At 46.6% G+C, this 24,259-nt stretch carries 20 protein-coding genes; 5 read left to right on the top strand and 15 right to left on the bottom strand.

Annotated features, from left to right (window positions below; all coding sequences use genetic code 11):
* Positions 1-71 precede the first annotated feature (71 nt).
* The 7 genes from AAKU61_RS12725 to AAKU61_RS12695 all read right to left on the bottom strand — a co-directional run bounded on the left by AAKU61_RS12725 (position 72) and on the right by AAKU61_RS12695 (position 10,112).
* Positions 72-2,855, bottom strand: coding sequence for a nitrate reductase (locus AAKU61_RS12725; protein WP_354332737.1), 2,784 nt, complete (start codon positions 2,853-2,855; stop codon positions 72-74).
* Between the two features lie 220 nt (positions 2,856-3,075).
* Positions 3,076-3,447 carry a nitrite reductase small subunit NirD gene (nirD, locus tag AAKU61_RS12720; protein ID WP_354332735.1) on the bottom strand — a complete coding sequence of 124 codons (372 nt, stop codon included), beginning with the start codon at positions 3,445-3,447 and terminating at the stop codon, positions 3,076-3,078.
* 39 nt (positions 3,448-3,486) lie between these two features.
* Positions 3,487-5,928 carry a nitrite reductase large subunit NirB gene (gene nirB, locus AAKU61_RS12715; protein ID WP_354332733.1) on the bottom strand — a complete coding sequence of 814 codons (2,442 nt, stop codon included), beginning with the start codon at positions 5,926-5,928 and terminating at the stop codon, positions 3,487-3,489.
* Positions 5,929-5,999: 71 nt separating this feature from the next.
* On the bottom strand, positions 6,000-6,767 hold the full coding sequence (locus tag AAKU61_RS12710) for an ABC transporter ATP-binding protein (protein ID WP_416200163.1): 768 nt from the start codon (positions 6,765-6,767) through the stop codon (positions 6,000-6,002).
* Between the two features lie 83 nt (positions 6,768-6,850).
* Entirely contained in the window at positions 6,851-7,798 is a 948-nt protein-coding gene (gene ntrB, locus AAKU61_RS12705) for a nitrate ABC transporter permease (protein WP_503012611.1), read from the bottom strand.
* Positions 7,799-7,806: 8 nt separating this feature from the next.
* Entirely contained in the window at positions 7,807-8,979 is a 1,173-nt protein-coding gene (locus AAKU61_RS12700) for a CmpA/NrtA family ABC transporter substrate-binding protein (RefSeq protein ID WP_503012612.1), read from the bottom strand.
* 473 nt (positions 8,980-9,452) lie between these two features.
* Positions 9,453-10,112 carry an ANTAR domain-containing response regulator gene (locus AAKU61_RS12695; RefSeq protein WP_354332730.1) on the bottom strand — a complete coding sequence of 220 codons (660 nt, stop codon included), beginning with the start codon at positions 10,110-10,112 and terminating at the stop codon, positions 9,453-9,455.
* A gap of 146 nt (positions 10,113-10,258) precedes the next feature.
* On the opposite strand from AAKU61_RS12695, the gene tsaD reads away from it, so the two are divergent.
* Positions 10,259-11,299 (top strand): tRNA (adenosine(37)-N6)-threonylcarbamoyltransferase complex transferase subunit TsaD, encoded by a 1,041-nt coding sequence (gene tsaD / locus AAKU61_RS12690; RefSeq protein WP_354332728.1) that lies wholly within the window; start codon positions 10,259-10,261, stop codon positions 11,297-11,299.
* 59 nt (positions 11,300-11,358) lie between these two features.
* Here tsaD and AAKU61_RS12685 read toward each other — a convergent pair whose 3' ends face one another.
* The 3 genes from AAKU61_RS12685 to ybaK form a co-directional block, all read right to left on the bottom strand.
* Positions 11,359-11,823, bottom strand: a complete 465-nt coding sequence (locus tag AAKU61_RS12685; protein ID WP_354332726.1) for a cache domain-containing protein — start codon at positions 11,821-11,823, stop codon at positions 11,359-11,361.
* 184 nt (positions 11,824-12,007) lie between these two features.
* A complete protein-coding gene (gene plsY / locus AAKU61_RS12680; RefSeq protein ID WP_354332724.1) occupies positions 12,008-12,613 on the bottom strand; it encodes a glycerol-3-phosphate 1-O-acyltransferase PlsY in 606 nt (201 codons plus the stop codon).
* 125 nt (positions 12,614-12,738) lie between these two features.
* A complete protein-coding gene (gene ybaK, locus AAKU61_RS12675) occupies positions 12,739-13,230 on the bottom strand; it encodes a Cys-tRNA(Pro) deacylase (protein ID WP_354332722.1) in 492 nt (163 codons plus the stop codon).
* A 539-nt stretch (positions 13,231-13,769) separates the two neighbouring features.
* Between ybaK and AAKU61_RS12670 the strand changes: the two genes are divergently transcribed.
* Positions 13,770-15,299: a TonB-dependent receptor plug domain-containing protein gene (locus AAKU61_RS12670; RefSeq protein ID WP_354332721.1), complete on the top strand. Its 1,530-nt coding sequence runs from the start codon at positions 13,770-13,772 to the stop codon at positions 15,297-15,299.
* Positions 15,238-16,545, top strand: coding sequence for a TonB-dependent receptor domain-containing protein (locus AAKU61_RS12665; RefSeq protein WP_354332772.1), 1,308 nt, complete (start codon positions 15,238-15,240; stop codon positions 16,543-16,545). Before AAKU61_RS12670 ends, AAKU61_RS12665 begins: the two co-directional genes overlap by 62 nt.
* 205 nt (positions 16,546-16,750) lie before the next feature.
* Here the strand turns inward: AAKU61_RS12665 and xerD are convergent, their stop codons facing one another.
* The 3 genes from xerD to AAKU61_RS12650 all read right to left on the bottom strand — a co-directional run bounded on the left by xerD (position 16,751) and on the right by AAKU61_RS12650 (position 19,833).
* The gene (gene xerD, locus AAKU61_RS12660; RefSeq protein ID WP_354332770.1) at positions 16,751-17,653 is read right to left on the bottom strand and encodes a site-specific tyrosine recombinase XerD; all 903 of its coding nucleotides are present in this window, start codon (positions 17,651-17,653) and stop codon (positions 16,751-16,753) included.
* A gap of 41 nt (positions 17,654-17,694) precedes the next feature.
* Positions 17,695-18,225: a methylated-DNA--[protein]-cysteine S-methyltransferase gene (locus AAKU61_RS12655; protein WP_354332719.1), complete on the bottom strand. Its 531-nt coding sequence runs from the start codon at positions 18,223-18,225 to the stop codon at positions 17,695-17,697.
* Between the two features lie 588 nt (positions 18,226-18,813).
* Positions 18,814-19,833 (bottom strand): TRAP transporter substrate-binding protein, encoded by a 1,020-nt coding sequence (locus AAKU61_RS12650; RefSeq protein WP_503012610.1) that lies wholly within the window; start codon positions 19,831-19,833, stop codon positions 18,814-18,816.
* Between the two features lie 156 nt (positions 19,834-19,989).
* On the opposite strand from AAKU61_RS12650, the gene AAKU61_RS12645 reads away from it, so the two are divergent.
* Together AAKU61_RS12645 and AAKU61_RS12640 are read left to right on the top strand one after the other, a co-directional pair.
* Positions 19,990-22,110 (top strand): two-component system sensor histidine kinase NtrB, encoded by a 2,121-nt coding sequence (locus tag AAKU61_RS12645; RefSeq protein ID WP_354332718.1) that lies wholly within the window; start codon positions 19,990-19,992, stop codon positions 22,108-22,110.
* A gap of 40 nt (positions 22,111-22,150) precedes the next feature.
* Positions 22,151-22,741 carry a response regulator transcription factor gene (locus AAKU61_RS12640; protein WP_354332716.1) on the top strand — a complete coding sequence of 197 codons (591 nt, stop codon included), beginning with the start codon at positions 22,151-22,153 and terminating at the stop codon, positions 22,739-22,741.
* A 153-nt stretch (positions 22,742-22,894) separates the two neighbouring features.
* Here AAKU61_RS12640 and queG read toward each other — a convergent pair whose 3' ends face one another.
* Both queG and AAKU61_RS12630 read right to left on the bottom strand, forming a co-directional pair.
* Positions 22,895-24,010 (bottom strand): tRNA epoxyqueuosine(34) reductase QueG, encoded by a 1,116-nt coding sequence (queG, locus tag AAKU61_RS12635; RefSeq protein ID WP_354332714.1) that lies wholly within the window; start codon positions 24,008-24,010, stop codon positions 22,895-22,897.
* Positions 24,003-24,245, bottom strand: coding sequence for a hypothetical protein (locus AAKU61_RS12630; protein ID WP_354332712.1), 243 nt, complete (start codon positions 24,243-24,245; stop codon positions 24,003-24,005). The genes queG and AAKU61_RS12630 overlap by 8 nt, the downstream gene beginning before the upstream one ends.
* Positions 24,246-24,259 lie beyond the last annotated feature (14 nt).

The following is a 24,259-nucleotide window of genomic DNA, read 5'->3' as shown; positions in this document are numbered from 1 at the left end:
CTGCATAGCTTACACCGAAGGTCCGCCAACGAGCAAACCGCTCGGCAATCATGGGAAAGCAGCTATTATATTTAAGCAGGCACGGGCGCTGCACGCTGCACTATCATCTTCTTCAACTCAGGTACGCAAGAGCCGCAGCTCATGCCACATTTTAAGCGCGATTGTAAACCTGCAAGCAACTCATCTGGCATGCTATCCGATGTGCCACCCATCAGCGTCAATGCTCGATTGATTTCGGTATCTGCAACGTTTAAACAATTGCAGACAATTTTGCCGCGCACCGCAAAACCTTGCGGCGCGCTGGTGCTTGGCATCAGTAGTAAACGACCTAATTTGGCGACCGGTTCCTGATCAGTTAAATAGGCTTTGAGCCAACCCTCGGCCGAGATATCGCCCGCTAATGACACCGCTGTAAGAGCACCGTCTTTAATCGTGATATGTCGAGCATTGCCACGTCTGGCGTCGTCGTAACGCAAAACCTGCTCACCTGCGATACCAAACAATTGTTCTATCTCCTGTATCAGTTCTGGTGTAGCAGCGACATCATCGGCGGCGCGGAAAATAATGCCAGTTTTTTCACGTCCGAAAGGGATGCAGGTCGCATAGGCAAACTGGCGCATGAATGGGCGCAAGGCTTGCTGCAACTGGAATACTTGCTCAGGCTCGGCCCAGGCAAAGGCGACAAAGCGCCACGGTAATTCTGCTTTCACAATTTTGACCGCAGCGGCTTTAAGTTCCGGCTGTTTAGAGCTTGGATCTATCGCTGGCGAAGTCAGTGTGTTCACACCATAAGCAGCATTCTCACCGTGGCCGCGACCTGATATGTATTCTTCACCCCAATGCATCGCAACAAAAACCTGACCGGCACGCATTTCATCGCTCTCTTGCGCGGCAAAAATCTGTGAGCCGCGCTTGTTAGTCACATGTACCAGATCGCCATTTTTTAGCTGACGTCTTTCCATATCTTGTTTAGTCATCGCGATACCCGGCTCAGCAGCATGCGCGAATAGCTGTGCTACCGTGCCAGTGCGACTCATGCCATGCCATTGATCACGCAAACGTCCGGTATTGAGTTGGAAAGGGTGGCGCGCATCGACCTTATCTTTTACCGGCTGGTATACCGTATTGACAAAGCTAGCGCGTCCGCTGGCAGTCGGAAAAATACCATCCTCATATAAACGTAATTTACCCTGGCTGGCACCCTCCGCGTAGGGCCATTGTTGTGCACCGACAGTTTCTAAAATCTCGTATGAAAGGCCGGTAATATCCAAATCACGACCACGTGTACTTTCGCGATGTTCGTTCCAGACTTGCTCAGGTGTTTCGTAAGGGAAAATTGAGGTAATTTTACCCATCAAAACTTCCAGCTTACGTGCAAACAGGGTGGCGATTTCCCAATCATGTTTGGTCTCGCCTGGCTTATCCAACGCTGGATTAACACGCGTGATGCGGCGCTCCGAATTGGTGACGGTTCCAGACTTCTCCGCCCATGTGGTGGCAGGTAATAAAATGTCGGCATAAGGCACGGTGGCAGTCGTGCTGTAGGCCTCCTGCACGATCACTAACTCGGCCTTTTTCAGAGCAGCGCGAATAAGATTTTGCTCTGGCATTGATTGCGCAGGATTAGTACAAACAATCCAGATAATTTTGATCTCACCTGCAAGCACGGCGTCGAATAGCTCCACCGCTGTTTTACCCGGCGCGGCGGGAACATCGTCTACGCCCCAGAGTGCAGCAACCTCGGCACGGTGTTCTGGATTCGATAACTCTCTGTGACCCGACATCAGGTTAGCCATACCACCGACCTCACGCCCGCCCATGGCATTGGGTTGCCCGGTTAAAGAGAAAGGGCCTGCGCCGGGCTTACCGATCTGATGTGTTGCCAGATGCAGATTAATCAGCGCCGTGTTTTTTGCCGTGCCCGATGCGGATTGATTTAGCCCCTGACAATACAAAGAGAGCGTCGCCTTGGATTGCCCAAACCAGCGCGCCGCCTGCACCAGATCTGCCTCGCTAATTCCGCAAGTTTGCGCGACAAATTTCGGTGTGTAATCTCGTACGGTTTGTTTCAGCTGCGCGAAGCCCTCAGTATGTGCTGCAATGTAATCAAGATCGACTAAGTCTTCCCACAAACACAAATGCAGCATCCCATTGAACAAAGCGACATCGGTGCCCGGCAGGATGGCTAAAAATAAATCGGCATCGCGGGCTGTGTCGGTGCGGCGCGGATCAGCGACGATGACTTTGAGTTGCGGATTATTTTTTCTGGCATCTTCAATCCGGCGATACAAAATGGGATGCGCATAGACCGTGTTGGAGCCAACAATAAAAATGACCTCAGCCAGATCAATATCTTCATAGCAGGCAGGTGGCGCATCGGCACCTAAGGTTTGCTTATAGCCAGCGACCGCGCTGGACATACACAAGCGCGAATTGCTATCGATATTGTTGGTACCGATCAAACCCTTGGCGAGCTTATTGAAGACGTAATAATCTTCCGTCAGCAATTGTCCTGAGACATACAAGGCCACGCTATCGGGGCCGTGCGTTTTGATCGTAGTGGCAAACTGCTCTGCCATGTGTTGCAGCACATCATCCCAGGCCACTTGCGTGCGAGATTGGTCGCGGGCAGATCGCATTTCGGGATACAGAGCGCGGGTTTGTCGCTGGATTGCAGGTTGCGCTGACAAATGCAAAGTGCTGCCCTTACTGCACAAGCGTCCAAAGTTGGCAGGATGTTTGGGATCACCACGTACGCCAATGACTTGCCGTTGTTTGGCAGCGTCCTCTCCGGTCTCAATAATAACGCCGCAACCGACCCCGCAATAGCAACAGGTGGAGAGGGTTTCGGTCATGTTTTTACCTTTTTGATGATTGCCTGAAGCACTGAACAAGTAGATTCAATACATACACAGATTAAATATACTCATTACCAGTATATTTTATTGTCCATATATTCTATGGACAATCAGGCTATTTTTATAAAAATGAGGGGGAGTATATTAAATTTCAGTCTATAACTTGGGAAGTTTTGTGAGTTCTCGTAATTTTTTGTACAAATTAAAAACTTAAAAATCACGTAGTGACTAAACTCATTGCTCCAGCTACACCCAGCCCTAGACTTTTCAGCTCGTCAGCATCTAAAAAAATCTGCTCATTCTCCACCTTGATACTAAATTTTTGCGTACATCCTTCATCGGGAGACACCGCACAACCCGTCTGCAATTCGATATTCCAGTTATGCAGCGGGCATGCAACTTTCTCACCGAAGACGATGCCCTGAGAAAGTGGCCCGCCTTTATGTGGGCACTTGTCCAGTAGCGCAAATACTTTATTCTCGCCATTACGAAAAATGGCGACGTCCGGTTTGGCGCTACGGGTGACGATGCGGGCGCCTAAAACTGGAATGTCATCGACTTTGCAAATCGGCTTCCATTGTTGAGACATAGTATTTCCTTCCGGTTCAACGATTGTTCTGTTCTTGGCTCAGGACGCAGATAACATTTCAAACTGCCGCGTATCGACTTGCGCTTTTTCTGGTTCATGCCAAGGATCGGATTCGCCTTCCAGCGAAAACAGCAAGCGCTGATATAAATCTTTACGACGCTCTTCATCTTCCAATACGGCTTGTTTGACATGATCAAGACCGACGCGCGCGATGTAATGCACGGTGCGCTCCAAATACCAACCTTCTTCGCGGTACAGTTGCAAAAACGCGCCGGAATATTCCATTACTTCTTCATGCGTTTTCAGCTTGACCAGAAATTGTGCGACCTCGGTTTTGATACCTCCGTTGCCACCGACATAAATCTCCCAGCCCGAATCGACACCAATCACACCGACGTCTTTGATACCTGCCTCGGCGCAATTACGCGGACAACCTGACACCGCCAGTTTGACTTTATGCGGCGAATACATCAGCGCCAGTTCACGCTCCAACTGTTGTCCCATCAAGGTCGAGTTTTGAGTACCGAAACGACACCATTCGCTACCGACACAAGTCTTCACCGTCCGCAAACCCTTGGCGTAGGCCAAACCGGATGGCATTCCTAAGTCATGCCAGACTTCACGCAGATCTTCTTTTTTTACGCCAAGTAAATCGATCCGTTGACCGCCCGTCACCTTCACCGTCGGGATATTAAATTTATCCACGACGTCGGCGATCCGGCGCAAATCGCGGGCATTGGTCTCGCCACCCCACATACGCGGAATGACAGAATAGGTGCCATCTTTTTGAATATTGGCATGCGAACGTTCATTAATGTAGCGCGATTGCGGATCGTCGATCGCCTCACGCGGCCAGGTAGAAATCAAATAATAATTGATCGCTGGCCGGCAAGATGAACAGCCATTTGGTGTGCGCCATGCCATGGTTTGCATGGTGGAGATAACCGTCAATAGCTTCTCTTTTTTGATCGCGTCGCGGACTTCCTGATGCGTATGATCGGTGCAGCTACACATGGCTTTGGCTTTGTTTGGCTTGGAGTAATCGCCACCCGCGGTGAACATAATGATCTGCTCCACCAATCCCGTGCATGAACCGCAAGAGGCTGATGCCTTGGTATGTTTGCGCACATCTTCCAGGGTAAACAAGCCCTTCTCTTTAATCGCTTTAACGATGGCACCTTTGCACACACCATTGCAACCGCAGACTTCGGCGGTATCTGGCATGGCAGCCGCCTTAGTAAAACCCTCATGTCCGACATCGCCAGGACGACCGGTATTGGATTCGCCAAACATCAGCGTGTCACGAATCTCAGAGATGTTTTTACCTTCACGCAGCAGAGAGAAATACCAGCTACCATCCACCGTATCGCCGTACAAACAGGCACCAATCAGCTTGTCATCTTTAAGTACTAGTTTTTTATACACGCCACCTATCGGGTCGGACAAAATAATTTCTTCTGTATCTTTGCCGCCCATAAATTCGCCAGCAGAAAACAAATCAATGCCAGTGACTTTGAGTTTGGTAGAGGTGACGGAACCCTGATAACGACCAATGCCAAAATTGGCTAAATGGGTCGCACATACTTTGGCCATTTCAAACAAAGGTGCCACTAAGCCGTACACCGTACCGCGATGATTGACGCATTCACCGACGGAATAAATCCTTGGATCGTAGGTTTGCATCGTGTCATTAACGATGATGCCCCGGTTGCAATAAATGCCTGCGGATTCTGCTAATGCGGTGTTGGGGCGAATCCCAACTGCCATCACAATCAACTGTGCAGGAATTTCTAGACCATCCGAGAAGCGAATCGCTTTAACGCGACCATGTTCGTCGCCGATAATCGCTTCTGTATTTTTTTCTAATAAGAAGTTAAGGCCGCGATCCTCTAATGATTTTCTCAGCATGCCACCGGCGACTGGGTCTAATTGTCTGTCCATCAACCAACCTGGCAAATGCACTACCGAGACATCCATGCCACGCAATTTCAGACCATTCGCCGCTTCTAATCCCAGCAAGCCGCCGCCGATCACGACCGCATGTTGATGCTGTGTCGCAGCCTCTATCATGGTGTTAGTGTCGTGGATGTCGCGATAGGCAATCACTCCTTTTAAATCTTTGCCTGGCACTGGCAACATAAATGGCGTAGAGCCAGTTGCCAGCAATAAGCGATCGTATTCGGTCTGGGTACCATCCTCGGCAATCACCAGACGTTTTACCCGGTCAATCTTGACGATCTTTTTACCCAGATACAGAGTGATATTGTTTTGCTCGTACCAGTCCACATCATTAAGCATGATGTCTTGTATAGTCTGTTCTCCTGCCAGAACGGGGGACAATAATATCCGGTTGTAATTAGCATACGGCTCTGCGCCGAACACCGTAATGTCATACAGATCAGGTGCGATCTTTAGTAATTCTTCTAAGGTGCGGACACCGGCCATGCCGTTGCCTACCATGACCAATTTAAGCTTTTTCATTTGTTACTCCTCAAATCACTGTCTGCCAGCGGACACGGAACATCTGTCTCTATGTCAGTTTTGTATTAGTTTTAAGCTGCATCTTTTGATGGATGCGATTGCCTGTGATACAAAAACTCCAGCACGGCACTGCGATATTCGGCGTACTGCGGATTTTGTGACAGCTCTACCCGTTCACGTGGCCGGTCTAATTTCACACTGAGAATTTCACCGATAGTCGCTGCCGGACCGTTGGTCATCATCACGATACGATCAGACAGCAAGACTGCCTCGTCCACATCATGCGTCACCATCACGACGGTGGATTGTGTCTTGGCGACAATCTTCAACAGCTCGTCTTGTAAGTGGGCGCGGGTGAGTGCATCGAGTGCGCCGAACGGTTCATCCATTAGCAAGACTTTGGGCTCAATAGCGAGGGCGCGGGCGATGCCGACACGTTGCTTCATCCCGCCGGAGATTTCATTTGGACGTTTTTTTTCTGCGTGGGTTAAACCAACCAGTGCCAGCGCTTGCATGGTGCGTTTTTGTAGCTTAGTTTTGTTTTCCGCTGCGCCAAAAACCCGCTCGACTGCCAGATAAATGTTTTCATAGCAGGTCAACCAAGGGAGCAAAGAATGGTTTTGAAATACCACACCGCGTTCTGGCGACGGGCCGGAAATTTCTCTGTGCGCACAAAGCAAAGTACCGGATGTGGCGACAGTTAAACCAGCAATCAAATTGAGCAAAGTGGATTTACCGCAACCAGAGTGACCAATCAGGGTAATAAATTCGCCTTTGCGGACTTTGAGATTAATATCACGCAGCGCATGGAAGCTACCCTTTTTGGTATTGAACATCATCTCGACTTGATTGACTTCAATATATTTTTGATCGCCCGCAGGGTCTTTAGATTGTTCTTCTATCGTGAGGAGTTCAGATGCGGTCATGACGATACCTCTTCATAAGTAAAAGCACGAGCAATAGCGACTAAAATTTGTTCCAAAACCAAACCCACTAAACCAATCACAACAATCGCGATGATGATGTGGGGAACGTTGAGATTATTCCATTCATCCCAGACCCAAAATCCGATACCGACGCCACCAGTCAACATCTCTGCTGCAACAATGACGAGCCAGGCAGTACCAATCGCAAGACGCACACCTGTCAACATATAGGGCAATACCGAAGGGAATAAAATCTTGGTGATAATCTTCCATTCAGATAAGTTAAGCACCCGCGCTACGTTCATATAATCTTGTGGTACTCGCTGTACGCCAATCGCGGTGTTGATAATCATCGGCCAGATGGAGCAGATAAAAATAGACCAGATTGCAGCAGGGTCAGCCGACTTAAATACCAGCAAACCGATAGGCAACCATGCCAAAGGTGAGACCGGTTTTAACAAGCTGATGATAGGATTAAACATGCCCGATAAAAACCGGAATCTGCCGATCATAAAACCTAGCGGAATGCCGACGACGGCTGCCAGACCAAAGCCTAGAGCGACGCGTTTGAGGGACGCATAAATATTCCAGCCTATGCCTTGATCGTTCGGTCCATTGCGATAAAACGGGTCTGAAAAAAGATGAATAGCCTCTTGCAAAGTAACCCAAGGGGATGGGAAGGAAGTCGTTTTAAATGCGATGATTTCCCACACCAGCACTAAAAAACCAATACCAAGTAATGGTGGCAAAACACTGAGAAAAAATGGCCGCATGGAGCGCTGTTTTGAGGCCTTCTTTTCAGACTTTTCTTTGCTCCCTGTATTTTCTATGCTCGGCATGGCGTTGACCTCTTTTACTTCATCAGCAAACTTTACGGTGGATACTTGCTCTACGTTTGTCGTATCGCTCACAACACCATTAACGCCCTGGACCAGTATGCTCATGACGACTCCTAAGCCTTAATCTTGAACGCTGCGGCATAGGCCGCTGGATTTTTCCCGTCCCATACTGTGCCGTCGATTAGCTTGCTACTACGCATCGCCTCTTTTGGCACACTGACTTTTGCCATCGCCGCAGCATCTTTATAAATATCGATACGATTCACTGCTTTGGCAACCTCCAGATAATCAGGATCAGTCTTAAGCAAACCCCAGCGTTTGTGCTGGGTCAGGAACCACATACCATCGGACAGATAAGGGAAATTGACCACGCCATCATTAAAGAATTTCATGTAGTTAGGATCGTCCCAGGTTTTGCCCAAACCATTTTGATAGCGACCTAAAATACGTTGATTGATCACGTCAACTGAGGTGTTGACATAAGACTTATCTGCGATGGTTTCTGCCATCTTATTTTTGTTGGTCAGCGAAGCATCGATCCAGCGACTCGCTTCTAAAATAGCGGCGGTCATTGCTCTGGCAGTATTCGGATTTTTTTGCACAAATTCAGCTGTGGTACCCAGCACTTTTTCTGGATGATCTTTCCAGATATCTTGTGTCGTTGCAGCAGTGATGCCAATACCATCGGCAATCGCGCGATGGTTCCATGGCTCGCCAACGCAATAGCCATCCATATTGCCAACACGCATATTGGCAACCATTTGCGGTGGCGGTACGGTGATGACTTTGGCGTCCTTCATAGGATTGATGCCATAGGTCGCTAGCCAGTAATACAACCACATCGCATGCGTACCGGTAGGGAAAGTCTGCGCGAAGGTGTATTCGCGTTTATCCATTTGCACTAGCTTGGCGAGGCCAGGACCATCGACTGCGCCTTTATCTGCCAGCTTTTTAAATAAGGTGATTGCCTGACCATTATTGTTTAAGGTCATGAGAACATTCATGTCTTTTTTGGTACCGCTGACACCCATTTGCACGCCATAAATCAAGCCATACAAACAATGCGCCGCATCAAGTTCGCCATTGACTAATTTGTCGCGTACGCTAGCCCAGGAGGATTCTTTGCTCGGTATGATTTTGATGCCGTATTTTTTATCAAAGCCCAGCACCGACGCCATGACCACCGAAGCGCAATCAGTCAGTGGAATGAAGCCAATACGGACCTCTTCTTTTTCTGGCTTGTCGGAACCTGCTGCCCACACACCACCGGTCGATAAACCCATCATGCTAGCTCCTGCAAGTAAGCTGGCACTTTGCACAACGCTACGACGCTTAAGATTGATTGCCTGATCATCGTGACCGCCTTCATTATTGTCGGAATGAGTTATTGCGTCGCTACTTGCTTGCTTAAATGTCTGCTTTCGTACCTGCTTCGGTGTTTCGTGATTCGACATAATTGTGCTCCAGCATAAAAAATCGGGACAAAAAAAAGGCGCCTGACCAGCAAACTCAAAAGAGCTGCATGGAAAGACACCTTTGTCTGATACGAACCGACCGCCGTTAGCCTGATTCGCAATTGCGCCATCGTTGGCGCTTGCTATTTCTAATGCAAATGCCGTGCCATGGTTTTTTTCAGGATTTTTCTACATTTAAAGCGTTTAAAATATTCTTTTACCAATAAAAATTGATTTACATTCGCTGACTGCACGTAAATGCGGCACTTAATTTGTGCAGCGCACTATTTTTGCACGCATCAAAATCAACCCAGAAGATCGGCGACATCCAACATACGCTGCGCCAGATCGACCAGTTTCAGGTTTTTTTCCATCGCTTGCTTACGCAGTTTTTGATACGCATCGTTCTCTGACAAATGGTAACGCTCCATTAGCAAACCTTTAGCACGTTCGATGGTTTTACGCTCTGCCAGTTTGGCCTTGGTATCCGATAGCTCGGAACGCAACTTTTGATCGGCATTGAAGCGCGCCATCGCAACATCCAGCACCGGCTTAATACGTTCGGCGTGCAAGCCAGCAACGACATAGGCAGAAACGCCCGCTTCCATCGCGGCCGCCATATTGGATTGATTGCCGTCCTCGGTGAACAAGACGATGGGTCTGGGCGCGTCGCGGGTCGCCAGCACCATATGTTCTAGCACATCACGCGAATCAGATTCAGCATCAATAATGATCATATCAGGCTGTAACTGCGCGATGCGATCTATCATGTAGAAATCGCCTGGAATAGAAGCGATGATGTTATAGCCAGCTTGCAATAAACCAATGCGCAAGGCTCGTGAGCGCGCCAACTGCGCCTGTACCTGCAGGTCTTGCTCATCCTCATGCAAGACGACCGTATTCACCACCACAATCTTGAGGCTGAGAGGTGTTACACCAGAATCTGGAGGCTTGCGGTTGGTCATCTGATCCTAGTGCTTACTGATAGTATTGCTGCTAGTCGCTATAATCCTGATCTTGCGCGAAATTGGCATGTTCTGTTGAACACACTTGTTGGGAACAGACATGCAAGAATCGCTCCACTCTGTTACAAATTACCAGAAAAAAATCTATGATCGTTCTTGGCATTGAATCTTCTTGTGACGAAACCGGTCTCGCTTTGTATGACACCGAGCACGGTTTATTGTCGCATGCCTTGCACTCACAAATTGCGATGCATCAAGAATACGGCGGTGTGGTGCCAGAGCTGGCATCGCGTGACCATATTCGCCGCGCCATTCCCTTATTAGAAGAGGTACTGAGTAATGCGCAGTTGTCACGTGACCAGATTGATGCGATTGCCTATACCCAGGGACCCGGTTTGGCCGGCGCTTTATTAGTAGGCGCATCGGTTGCTTGCGGACTTGGCCTAGCCTTGGATAAGCCAGTCTTAGGCATACATCATCTTGAAGGACATCTACTGTCGCCTCTATTGGCGAGCAAACCGCCAGCATTTCCATTTATTGCGTTATTGGTGTCCGGCGGTCATACACAATTGATGCGAGTCGATGGTGTAGGCCAGTATCAATTGTTAGGAGAAACGCTGGACGACGCAGCAGGCGAAGCTTTTGACAAATCTGCCAAACTGCTTGGCTTGACGTATCCGGGCGGTCCTGCGATTTCGCGTTTAGCCGAATCTGGCGATCCGCTGGCGTATAAGTTTCCACGTCCGATGCTGCACTCTAAAGATTTAAATTTCAGTTTTTCTGGCTTGAAGACAGCAGTACTAACGGTCGTCAAAAATCATCCGAACGCCATTAATGGACAGCTTGGCGACCAGGACAAGGCCAATATCGCCCGTGGCTTTGTCGATGCTTTGGTGGATGTACTGGTAGCAAAATGCGTCACTGCGATGAAAGAGCATGGGATGAAACGGCTGGTTATTGCCGGCGGCGTCGGTGCTAACTCACAGCTACGCAGCGCACTCAATGCTGCCGCACAGAAAAAACGATTTCAGGTTTTTTATCCAGAGCTGGAATTCTGTACTGACAACGGCGCGATGATCGCTTTTGCGGGTGCCATGAGGCTCAAAAAAAATCCTGCTCTGGCGCAGCGGGACTATAGTTTTAATGTACGGCCTCGATGGCCTTTGCATGAGCTGGCTGCGGCTTAATTCGGCCGGTTGCTACTCAATCCGCCGAATGTATAAAGCATAGCCTTACTCAAAAATGTTTATTTGTAGATACCACAACCGATGATGACGTTTTCGTATTTTTCGACATATATCGACTTAGATTCTATTTGTTTGCTGATAGGATTCAAGAATCGGTAGTCTTGCCATCCACTGCCCTTTTTCTTAGCGATCTCAATCCTGTCCTTAATGAAGGATTTTCCATCTTCGTCCTTGAGTTCTATCATGTCTTTACCGACCATTTTAGGATTCAAGTGCGCCAAATTTTTTCCCGCCATATCGTAGACGACGACATAGAGATCTTTATCTGAATACTGCCCATCACGCTTATTGATTTCTGCAACGGTGGCATCAACACTGGTTTTTTTCATCGCTGCAATCACCTTTTGCACCATCGCTTTTGCTTCTGTTGCAGTGCCATGCTCCGCAGCAGAGGCTGAGTTCAATAGTAGAAAAAAAGAGGCTGCAACTAAGGTGATTGTGGACGAAGCAAATTTCTTAATCATAGTATGTCTCCTGAATGAAAGAAAAAGCAAAAACTACAAATGGCTTAGGCTGCATTGTTAGTATGTCCTAGCTTTTTTATTATCAGACATATCAAGTGCAATGGCGAGGCAAACTTATTGTCACAGCACGGAGATGACACATCAACAATCAGGCTTTGAAGAAATTGTCGGTGGCGAGATAGGATCAGGTCTTTTTACTACCTAGGCGACTTTCTTTACCGTTAATCAAATTCAGGATATTTTGATAGTGACGGTACACCAATAAAGCGCTCATCACTACAACGGCAGCAAGTTTGATATTCAAGCCAAACATCAAGAAACAATAAAACGGTGCAAACACTGACGCAATTAAAGCCGCAAGGGACGAATACCGGAACGCAAACGCGATAATTACCCAGGTCGCCAAAGTCGCCAGCCCCAGCCAGGGATTTAGCGCCAGCAACACACCTAGTGCTGTCGCGACACCTTTGCCACCGACAAATTTAAAAAATACCGGCCAAAGGTGTCCGATAAAAACTGCGATTGCGACCAGCGCAACCGCGTTGTCATCTATTCCAAATGAAGGCCCCAGTTTAATCGCCAGCCAGACCGCTAACCACCCTTTAAATCCGTCGCCAAGTAAAGTCAAAATTGCCGCGGCCTTATTACCGCTGCGCAGCACATTAGTAGCACCGGGATTTTTTGATCCGTAAGTACGAGGATCAGCAAGGCCAAAAGCGTGACTGACGACCACCGCGAACGACACGGACCCGATAAGGTAAGCGGCAATCACCGCGAGCAAAGTAGGCATGCAATTCTTTCTTTTGTTCTATTTAAATTAAATATACTCAATACAGTATATTTTAACGTCCAATAATTATTTGAACAATATAGGGTATTTTTACTGATACTCCCCTAAATTAGTCAATACAGGCTTTAATCCTCTAACGCGCATTGCACAGAAATCGCCTGCAACAACTCCACCAATAACTGCGGTGCAATTCCCACCAGATACCCGCGCCGGCCGCCGTTGATATAAATTTTTTCCAGCGTCAATATACCCTGCTCTACATAGACAGGCATCTGCTTTTTTGTACCAAATGGAGAAGTGCCTCCGACCAGATAGCCTGAATGCTTTTGGGCAATCTCTGGCTTACAGGGCTCAACTGACTTGCAGCCGATCTGACGCGCCAGATTTTTGGTTGATACCTTGCAGTCGCCATGCATTAGCACAATCAAAGGCTTAGCGGCGTCGTCTTGCATGACTAAGGTTTTGACGACCGCGTGCTCATCAACACCCAGTTCGCGTGCAGATACGGCGGTACCGCCATGCTCCTCATAGGCATAGGGATGTTCAGAAAAAACCGCCTTATGTTTGCGCAGGAACTGCGTCGCCTGCGTCTCGGATACATGTTCTTTTTTTGCCAAAATAGTCTTTTTTAAGTGTGTTAAATATTGGCAATTATATCGCCTTGATTTTTTTATTAAGCACTTTTGCCATTCTTGCGCCACAAAGGAAGGTATAGGCCACGCACCAAAAAAGCTCATTTATTAAGCATTAACATCTGTGCAGATTGTTTTGATCAAGTTTTTTTATTCAAGCAAGAAATATTTTTTGTTACATCAAATAATTTCTAAATTACATAAATATTGTTTTGTTAACAAAAAAATAAAATTTAAATTTAAACGTTGATTTAATTAATTAATAATCATTAAAAATTAAAAATAATAGCCAATGTTACTGGTTTTTGTGTCTTAATCGCAACAAATTGTTACAGATAAATTACAAAAACTTACATAATAAGGAAAATTTTTTCAAGTGTTAAAAATTCTTGATTTGATTTTTTTCATGATTTTTACAAGAAAACTTAACGTATACAGGGCATATACAATTCTAGACAAACTACTATTTTATGTAGGAGCGTCGAAAAGTTTTACTTATTGACAACAACTAACAAGGAAAAATGATGATTTTCAATGAAAAAATCGGAGTCAGATCTGTGCGAGTTGCACTAACTACACTGGCCGCTGGCTCTATTGTGATATCAGGTTATGCTCGAGGGCAAACAGCAACAGAATCCGTACAAAAAATTGAGATCACTGGATCAAATATTAAACGTACTGAAAGCGAAACGTCGTCCCCCGTACAAATCGTTAGTCGTCAAGAAATCATTCAATCTGGTGCAAATACGGTTCGTGAAATTTTAGATAATTTGACATCGAACACTGGAGCTCTTAGTGACAAAGGCGGCAGCAACTCGTTTGCTGGAGGCGCATCTGGCGTTTCACTTCGTCAATTGGGCAAATCATCTACTTTGGTTTTGTTGAATAGCCGTCGTGTCTCTAACTACGGATTTGCAGATGGCGCGCAAGAAACGTTCGTTAATATCGATACAATTCCTGCTGCAGTGATTGATCGTATTGAAATTTTGAAAGATGGCGCATCTGCAATTTATGGCTCTGATGCTGTCGCCGGCGTTATCAACATCATCACAAAAAAAGAATTTAAGGGATTGCAATTCAATGCTGGAATACAACGAGCTGGTACAAATAATTCGACCGATAAGGAAAAAATCTTATCGATCACCGGTGGTCTTGGCGAACTAAACAAAGATGGCTTCAACATATTTGCTCACCTCGAGTTATTTCAACGTGATGCTTTCACGACTCGTTCAATATTAGATAAGGTCGATCCTTGGTTTGCCGCATATGTGAATCCAAACGTTGGAGTAAGATCAACTTACGCCTACCCAGGAAACTTCATCAAAACCTCTGGCAAAGGTATTACCGGTCCTGCGTCAGGTTGTACTCCTGAGAATATTGAGGGTGGTCTTTGCCGCTTCGACCAATGGGCTCGTGTTGAACAAAGTCCAGCTGCTGATCGAGTCAACTTACTCGCAAGTGGGCGATTAAATTTGTCAAACGATGTAACGGCATTTAGTGAAGTGCAGTACTCTAAAACAAAAACTACTTACAATAGTACGCCGCCAATCATGCAGTATACGGGTGCGGCATCGACTTGGTACAACGCAAAAACTGGCACAATTGCGCGATATACAGAACCTCTATTGCCTGCTAACAATCCGTTTAATCCGTTTGGCGCACCAGTTCAACTACGCTACCGCTATGCAGACGACGTCAGTATTTTCAAGAATGTAGCAGAAGCATCTCAGTATCGTGTCGTCGCTGGTTTAGAAGGAACTACATCTGGCTGGGATTGGAATGCGGCCATCGGAACTATGGGTTCTAAAGCCGAGATGAGACAACGTGGGCCCAAAAGTGTTAACGGCTACCTGAACGCTATCAATAGCGGTGAATACAAATTCGGTGGAACAAACAGCGCTGATTTACTACTCCGCATGTTCCCCTATGTCGGGTTTAACGGTGAATCAACTACGCATTTTGCTGATGCAAAAGCAACGCGTGAACTGATGAATCTTCCGGGGGGGGCCACTGGGTATCGCAGTTGGCGTCGATTTACGACGCGAAACATTTAAGCAACTTGCAACTGACAATATTCTAAACGCAGAAATTGTTGGTTTCGGCTCTACTGACATTTCAGGCAGTCGTACGCTCGGCGCCGCATTTGTTGAGTTAAACGCACCTATAACTAAACAACTGGAGGCAAGCTTTGCTTTGCGCGCAGATAAAGCATCTACCGCAGAGGCTTCGCTAGTTCCTAAATTTGGCTTAAGCTATAAAGTATCTGATTCATTGCTATTGCGCGGTACTGCAGCAGAGGGTTTCCGGGCACCTAACTTACCAGAAACTGGAAAAGGATATGTATCTGCTTTTCAAAATAGTCTGAATGATCCAAAACGTTGTGCGACAGCTACCCAACTCTATAACGTACTGAAAACAGGTAATGCCATTGATGTATCCGATGGCTTACGCATTCGTGATTCAGGCTGCTCTGCAAGCGCTGGCTTGTTGATAGTACCCAATAAAGATTTGGAAGCAGAAAAGTCAAAGAGCTATACACTTGGCTTTGTGTTTGAACCGAACAAGCATTTCAACATTGCAATTGACTATTTCAATATAAAGCGCCGCAATGAAATTGGTACAAAATCCATTGATCAGGTTTTAGCTCAAGAAGATAAGCTTCCAGGTAGTGTTGGTCGCAACGCTGTGAGTGCCGATGACCTGGCAGCATCAGACCGCGCAAAGCAATTGTCTGGAAAAGATATTCAGTTCACAACTGGAACTTTGTCTGTGATCAAATCTCGATATGAAAATCTGAATAAAACTCGCGTATCTGGTATTGATCTTGACATGTCCACCCGATGGGATTTAGGGAGTAATAAATTAATGGTTGGTATGGAGGCCACTTATAATTTGGACTACCGTGGCTGGGATGAAAACGTTAATGACTATACTGAAAATTTAGTTGGTAATTACGAAAATTATCGTTTTGTAGGAGTAGGAAAAATATCGCTAGAAAGCGGCAATTGGGTAACTGGCACTCGCATAAAATACGCTAGTGCTACTTCACTTAACGACAATAAATATGACAGCAACAACTCCATACAAGGCTGTGAAGATCGAGGCATTCCAGCAACTGATTGCGGTCTAGGCGCAGACACAACGGTAGATTTCTCGTTGCAATATAAGGGTTTCAAAAACCAGTCGATTGTATTAAACGTGGGTAATCTTTTCAAACGTCATGCCATCACTAATGTACGTTTAACTAACCCGCCACTTCGTGATCGCGTTTTAAAACTGAGTTACGAATATAGATTTTAACTACGGCAAAATTAATATCGAAAACTGGCATCTGGCGAATTATCTAAAACTTTATTTAGATGCTTATCTCATACTTCTGATTTGAAAAATATAAAAGCTGAATTAAACGGCTCATTCATATTTTTGAATGGGCCGATTTTATTGGTATATTGAATCTAAAACGACACGGAATTCAAAATCTTGCTCAGTTTAAAATCTATAAACACTAACCCCGTGGATGATGCAAAGCATGCAGCTTTTTCAAACGCTCTTTCGCTACATGCGTATAAATTTGGGTAGTTGAGATATCCGAATGCCCTAGCAGTAATTGTACAACCCTCAAATCGGCGCCATGGTTGAGCAGATGGGTGGCGAACGCGTGACGTAAAGTGTGTGGGGATAAGGGTACCAGTATGCCCGCTTGCGCTGCGTATTTTTTTATCAGTATCCAAAACATCTGGCGTGTCATTGCGCCACCGCGGGCGGTGACGAACAACGCATCGTCTACTTGCCCGTTAAGGATTTGGGCTCTGGCTTCGCTGAGGTAACGCTCTATCCACATTCTGGCGACTTCTCCAAACGGCACTAATCTGGTTTTATTGCCCTTGCCGGTGATGCGCAATACGCCGTCATTTAAGCTCACCTCGATAGACCGTAAAGACACTAGTTCTGTCACGCGCAAACCACAGGCATATAAGACTTCCAGCATCGTACGATCGCGCAAACCATAGGTGGTGCTATCGTCTGGCGCTTGCAACAACGCAACTACCTGTGCCTCGCTTAAAGTATGTGGCAAACGGGTCGCTTGCTTAGCCGATTTCAGACGGGTACAGGGATTCGTGCTGACTAGATTTTGGCGAAACGCAAGTTGATAAAAACGTTTCAGAACAGTAACTCGGCGGTTGGCAGAAGTCGCCTTCGACACTATGTATTTTTGCGCGACATAGCTTGAAATATGATTGTCGTCTGCCTGATACAAATGCTTTTGATGCTTACTGTATAACCACTCGGCAAAAAAACGCAGATCGCGTCGATAGGCTTCTAAAGAATTTTTTGCGAGACCATCTTCCAACCAGAGAGTATCGCAAAACTGATCAATTTGTTCTTGTATTTGTGCAGGCAAAACGATAGCAACCGGGGGTTCAGTGGCCGATTTAACTTTTACCGTTCTCACTTCCACAAAGTCTCCTGAATTGATTTGGTAAACGTATCTGACACGCCTTCATGTGCCAGCAACCAGCGCTTTACACCTAGATGGAATCCTGTCTCATCATCATGGTGTGCAAAGCCTCCCAAACCACCTGCGGCAGTCACCCGATGGCATGGAATAATCAAAGGATACCAGTTTGCACCGCAAGCTTGTCCGACGGCGCGCGGTACTGATTGGATATGCTTCGCAATCTGGCCATAAGTTCTGACCTCGCCACGAGGAATACTTGCGATTGCTTGCCAGACCTTGGTCTGAAACAGGCTACCAACAGGTTTTAGGGGAAGATTAAATTTAAAATCGGCTTGCGCAAAATAACGGGTAATTTGCTGTGCGGCTTTATCTGCGATCTTATCGGTCGCCGATTTTTCTGAGAAGCGAGGAGGGAGATAGACCAATTCGCTGATCAACTGCGACTCGGTGCGAATACCGATTGCACCGAACGGGGCGTGCACAATAGCGGAGAATAATCCGGTTTCTCTGTCGTCTTGCATCGTAATCCCTGGCAAAGAATAAACAAAAAGAAAAACAATTAGAACAAAGAAAAAAGGCGCATCTGGGATGCGCCTTTAAAACATCTTTCGCGTTTCGGGCTGTTTAGCGCTAGCTCACTCTTTTAGCACTCAGCTTGTAGTAAAACGCGTGTCTCCTCAGTGTGTACGGCATGAATACCGTTTTTTGCACTACCGCCTTGTAAATTCGTTCTCTTTATTTTCTTTGATAACTTTTGATCTGCCAAGAATATAGCACTTAACACACTGGCTTTCAAACCAAAATCGTATAAAATTCGCACAAAATCGGGGCGTTGTTGCATATAAGTATAAATACTGAGATTGACTTTAAAATCTACTGGACAATACAAACTTCTTCAAATAAAAAAAGACAGTGCCCATATTTAGATTTGAAAAAACCATTTTTTTCCATTTTTTATTAGAATCCAATCGAAAATCGGAAGGGAAAATTTGATCCCCTATAGTAAAAAATTATAAATATCGTCTACAAAATAAAAGCTGTTTGTAGGCTACGGCACTCAGTTAAAAGCGCTATTTTGGTGATTTTTCCGCATCATAAAGATACAAATGCTATTTGACACCTGTCATAGAGACTTTACGAATAGACTCGATCAACTCTTTACCAATGCGTACTTCCATCTCCGTCTGCACTGGCAATAAAGCCTTACGCCATTCAGCTTTTTCTTGCGGTGTAAGCTCATAAATCGTGGTTTTCCCTGACTTTCTGATCGCGTCAATTGCGCGTCCGTTTTCTTGATCCGCAATCGCGTTGGCATAAGACGTTGCCGTCTTCATCGCTGCTTCTAGCTGGCTACGTATATCCACTGGCAAACTGTCCCAGAATTTTTTATTCACAATGACCGCATAGCCAAGGTAGCCGTGGTTTGATATGGTCATGTACTTTTGTACTTCGTGCATTTTTTGTGTGTACATATTGGATGGTGGATTCTCTGTTCCATCCACGACACCATTTTGTAAAGCTTGATATACCTCGGAAAAAGCTAATACTTGTGGGCTAGCACCGAGAGCACGCATTTGCGCATCTAATACTTTAGAGGACTGAATACGCATTCTCAATCCTTTAAAATCAGCAGGCATATGTAACGGCCTGTTAGCGGACATCACTTTAAATCCGTTATCCCAAAAAGCTAATCCTGTAATTCCTTTTGGCTCTAATTTTTGCATCAGCGCTTTACCAATCGGTCCTTCAGTAACCTGATACAGAGCATCTTTAAACGGAAAAATATAGGGCAAATCAAATACCTCAAACTCTTTAACCCCCAGAGGGGCAAACTTTGCCAGAGATGGCGCCAGCATCTGCACAGCACCGAGTTGGAGCGCCTCTAATTCTTCTTTATCCTTATACAAAGTACTATTGGGATACAGTTCCACTCTGACACGACCATGCGTATTTTTTTCTGCCAGTTCTTTAAAGCGCTCAGCAGCCTTACCTTTTGGAGTGTCACTAGCAACCACATGACTAAACTTGATAACGATAGGTGCTTGTGCAAACGCAGTGCTAATGAGGACAGACGGCAGACAGCAAGCAGCCGCCATTACCACGATGTACAGCCGCGATTTGAATTTCATACCGGTCTCCAGATGTATTGGTATAACTTTTTTGTTCTTTGATTATTCGGGGGCTGCATTGTTTCTACAAGTGTGGATAACCACAGTTGAGCTGAGACGAAACGATACATCAATCATGCTCATACCAATCAAAGAATTCATTAAACTAGCACCACTATGATGACTTTTGTTAAATCTAAAACTTGGCCTAACCAGAAATGGCGTTGGCTCTTACCCATTTTACTGGTTAGTCTATTTGTTACCACATTGATATGGCTGCCATTGCAAGCGCAAAAGATGGAGACCAATGAACGCCAGGAACAATTGATTGCGGATACGCTGTGGGTTGAGCAAGCAATCCAGTTTCAGTTCTTACGTAACGACGATTTACTGCGGCAAATAGGCGCTGAGATAGGCACAAAAAAATTAGTTCCGTTAGCCGCATTAGATCGGTTCAACTCCATACTAAAAAGCAATCACGAAATCCAGCGCATTGATTTGTTTGCCAACAATAATGCCATCATTACATCGACATCAGGGTATCCACTGCCTAATACAGATAACTTATTCCCAAAGCGCGCGCATATCAGTGCCGGAAATTCTATCCCCCCGGTAAATATCGATCAGAAAACTCGCTGTATGCAACCTCTACTCGACCAGAATAAAAAAAATACGTATTTACTGAGCTGTCAGATCCCGCTAGTAAGCGACCGCCAGTACGCGGGCAGCATCATTGTTACTTATTATTTATCAGGTATTTTGGAAGAGATGGTGCCCTGGTGGTTCGCACAGGATAATGAAATTTCGTTAATTGATCTTGACGAAAAAGTTTATGCAAAACGTGCAGCAGGGGGCTCCAGCAAAAACGTTTACACCCATAATCGCCCGTTAGATTTACCAAACGTGACACTGATTTTGCGTACTAATAGTAATAAGAGTGAACCTAAATTACTCTCTAATTTATTGGTGCTGTCCGTCATATTATTGTCGTTTGGACTGATCTGGAGTTTGCTGGCGCTATGGCGTGACATTAATCGTCGGCTGGCGGCAGAAGATGCTTTGCGCCAGCAAGTCGCATTCAGAACCGCGATGGAAAATTCTCTGATTACCGGTTTGCGCGCGCGCGATATGGAGGGCCGGCTTACTTACGTCAATCCTGCATTTTGTAAAATGGTGGAACATCCTGCAGAAGACATCGTCGGCAGATTGCCACCGATGCCGTATTGGGCACCAGAAGCGTTTGAAGAATATCGCCATCGTTTTACTCAATTGCTGGCAGGTACGGTGCCGTCAGAAGGGTTTGAAACGATTTATCAACGTGCTAGTGGTGAGCGTTTTCCCGTGCTGATTTACGAGTCTCGGCTAGTGGATGAGAACGGTGTGCAAACCGGTTGGATGAGTTCTATTCTCGATATTTCTGAACTCAAACGCGCTCAGGAACTGACACGGCAACAGCAAGAGATGCTACACGCCAGTGCTCGCTTAGCTACTATGGGTGAAATCGCATCGATCCTTGCGCACGAGCTGAATCAGCCATTGGCAGCAATCTCCAGCTATACCACGGGCGCTATCAATTTGCTGCAATCATCACAAGAGAATAATCAAGATAATCCGCAAACAAACTCAACGACACCTGATCAGACGCCACTGCAATCATTGCTCTTAAGCGCGTTAGAAAAAGCCAACGCGCAGGCGCAACGTGCAGGACACATCATCCATAGCGTGCACGATTTTGTGAAGAAACGAGAATCCAGCCGCGAGCCGGTCAGTATTGCCGCGCTGTTGCAAAGCGTGATGCCATTGGTGGAATTGCAAGCGCAAGCCTCGTATGTCAACATTCAGTACACCATCGCGGAGCCCTTGCCGATGGTGCAAGCGGATCGGATTTTGCTAGAGCAGGTCATACTCAATCTGACGCGTAATGCCATTGAGGCGATGGAGCATTCGCCACCTGAGCGCAGTATTTTGCGGATCGTCGCGCGGACAGAACATGGCAATGACAAGCAGGATGTCAGCACTACCGATGTCACGAATCACGTCACGAGTCACAGCACGAATCACAGCACGAATCACGTCACTCCGGGTCACTATATTGCGGTAGAAGTGATCGATCAGGGTCATGGTATTTCTGCCGAAGTGGCGGCACAATTATTTTCACCATTTTTCTCTACCAAGCCTAGCGGCATGGGCATGGGCTTAAAAATCTGCCGTACCGCGATCGAATTCCACGGCGGCGTGCTTAGCCATCATGACAATCCCGCTGGTGGTACTATCTTTAGATTTTTATTGCCCATTTAAAGAGAGCGTTCACGCTCCTCAATCGTCTACTGGAGACTGCATGCTTCATATTATCGATGACGAAGAAGTCATCAGAGATGCCCTGTCATGGTTAGCCCGCTCCAGAAATATTGTGGCGACCAGCTACGACAGTGCAGAAAAATTCTTGGCAGCGCTGGATCATCCTCTGCAATACGATCCGCAAGGCGACTGCATCTTGCTTGATGTGCGTATGCCGGGCATCAGTGGTACAACCTTATTTGACATGCTGACCGTTCGCCAAGTGACCCGGCGCTTACCCGTCATATTTTTGACTGGGCACGGTGATGTACCAATGGCGGTCGATACGCTGAAACGCGGTGCCTTCGATTTTTTTGAAAAGCCATTTAACGATAATAAGTTAATGGACAGAGTGCAGGGAGCTTTGGCGCAATCAAGAGAAGCCATCGCAGAGGCCGCCGTGCACGAACGCCTGGCAAGACTGTCCGCGCGCGAACGTGAAGTCCTGGATTTGATCTTGCTCGGAAAAATGAATAAAGTGATCGCCGACCAGTTAGGCATCAGCATGCGTACAGTCGAAGTCCACCGGGCGCATATTTTTGACAAGATGCAAGTCAAAACCGCAGTTGAATTGGCCGGCTTACTAAAATAAGCGACGCTCTTAATTGTAAAATAAGGGGAGTATGTTTAATTTTAGCCTTATTGACCAGCGATTACCTGGACAACTAAAAATACACCATACCAGTATATAATAAACAGTCTTTAAGACTTACTTACTATGAACTGGCTCAGAACTGACTGCAAGCTAACTACCAACGTCAGTAGCGTCAGCAGACACAAACGCAATTCCATGCTGATGCAAAGCCCAGCGGACATGCTCTCTGACCATATCAGACGGGTGCGTCAAGCGTGCTTGCAAGGCACTGACGATGGTCTTATCGCCACGTAAAGAACTGGCAGCATTACCCAAACCCACGGCCAGATTACGCAACCAGCGCTCATGTCCAATACGGCGGATCGCACTACCCTCCAAGTAGCGCATAAACTGCGGCTCAGTCCAGGCAAACAAGCTCACCATGCTGGCGCTATCCAGACCATTTCTCACCTCAAAATCATCCACACTCGCCTTTTGAGCAAACTTATTCCACGGACAAAATAGCTGGCAGTCGTCGCAACCATAGACACGATTACCGATCAGCGGGCGCAATTCCACTGGAATACTACCGTGCAGTTCTATCGTCAAATAAGAGATACAACGGCGGGCATCTAAATCATATGGCGCGATAATCGCCTGGGTCGGACAAACGCTGATGCACGAGCTACATTGCCCGCAATGGTCGCTGATCGGCGCATCCACCGGCAAGGGAATATCTACCAAAATCTCTCCCAGAAAAAACATCGATCCGGCTTCCCGACTCAATAGTAAAGTGTGTTTTCCACGCCAGCCTATACCTGCTTTTTCTGCCAGAGCCACTTCCATCACGGGAGCAGAATCAGTAAACACGCGATAACCCAATGCCCCGATACTGGCTTCAATCCGCTCCGCCAATTGCTGCAAACGATTACGCAATACTTTGTGATAATCACGGCCACGGGCATAGACAGAAATGACGGCGGTATCAGCACCATGGGATTTTTCTTTGACGCGCCAATCGCCGTCACCACTTTTGGGCAAATAATTCATGCGAGCAGAAATCACCCGCACCGTACCCGGCACCAACTCAGCCGGACGAGCGCGCTTCATGCCGTGCGATGCCATATACGCCATCTGCCCGTGATAACCGGCATCCAGCCATGCTTGCAAACCCGGCTCGGCCTGCGACAAATCAACGTCGGCGATCCCCAACTCGGCAAAGCCCAGCTCTTTGCCCCAAGCTTTGATCTGATCTGCCAATGCAGACAAATCGGCTAAATCATGCATACGGAGATCCGGCGCGGTATGATGGCGACTGCGCTGATGGTGACTGCGCTAATGGCAAATACAATGCGAGCCTGAGATAATGATGGCAAGCAGCAAAGCCATCTGAATTAGAACTTACGCAAAATTGTCCCAGCAAGGCGTAGCGACGACACCAACACTCTAGTACGCCTAGCCGCTGCAAAGTAGTTAGGGCAGCTTTGCGCAAGTCCTGTGAATTGAAGAATTGAAATTTCATGTTTAGTCTTACAG

This window comes from Undibacterium sp. GrIS 1.2, from assembly GCF_040544435.1.
GTDB lineage: Bacteria > Pseudomonadota > Gammaproteobacteria > Burkholderiales > Burkholderiaceae_D > Undibacterium.
This window is presented reverse-complemented; position numbering and strand designations above follow the sequence as displayed.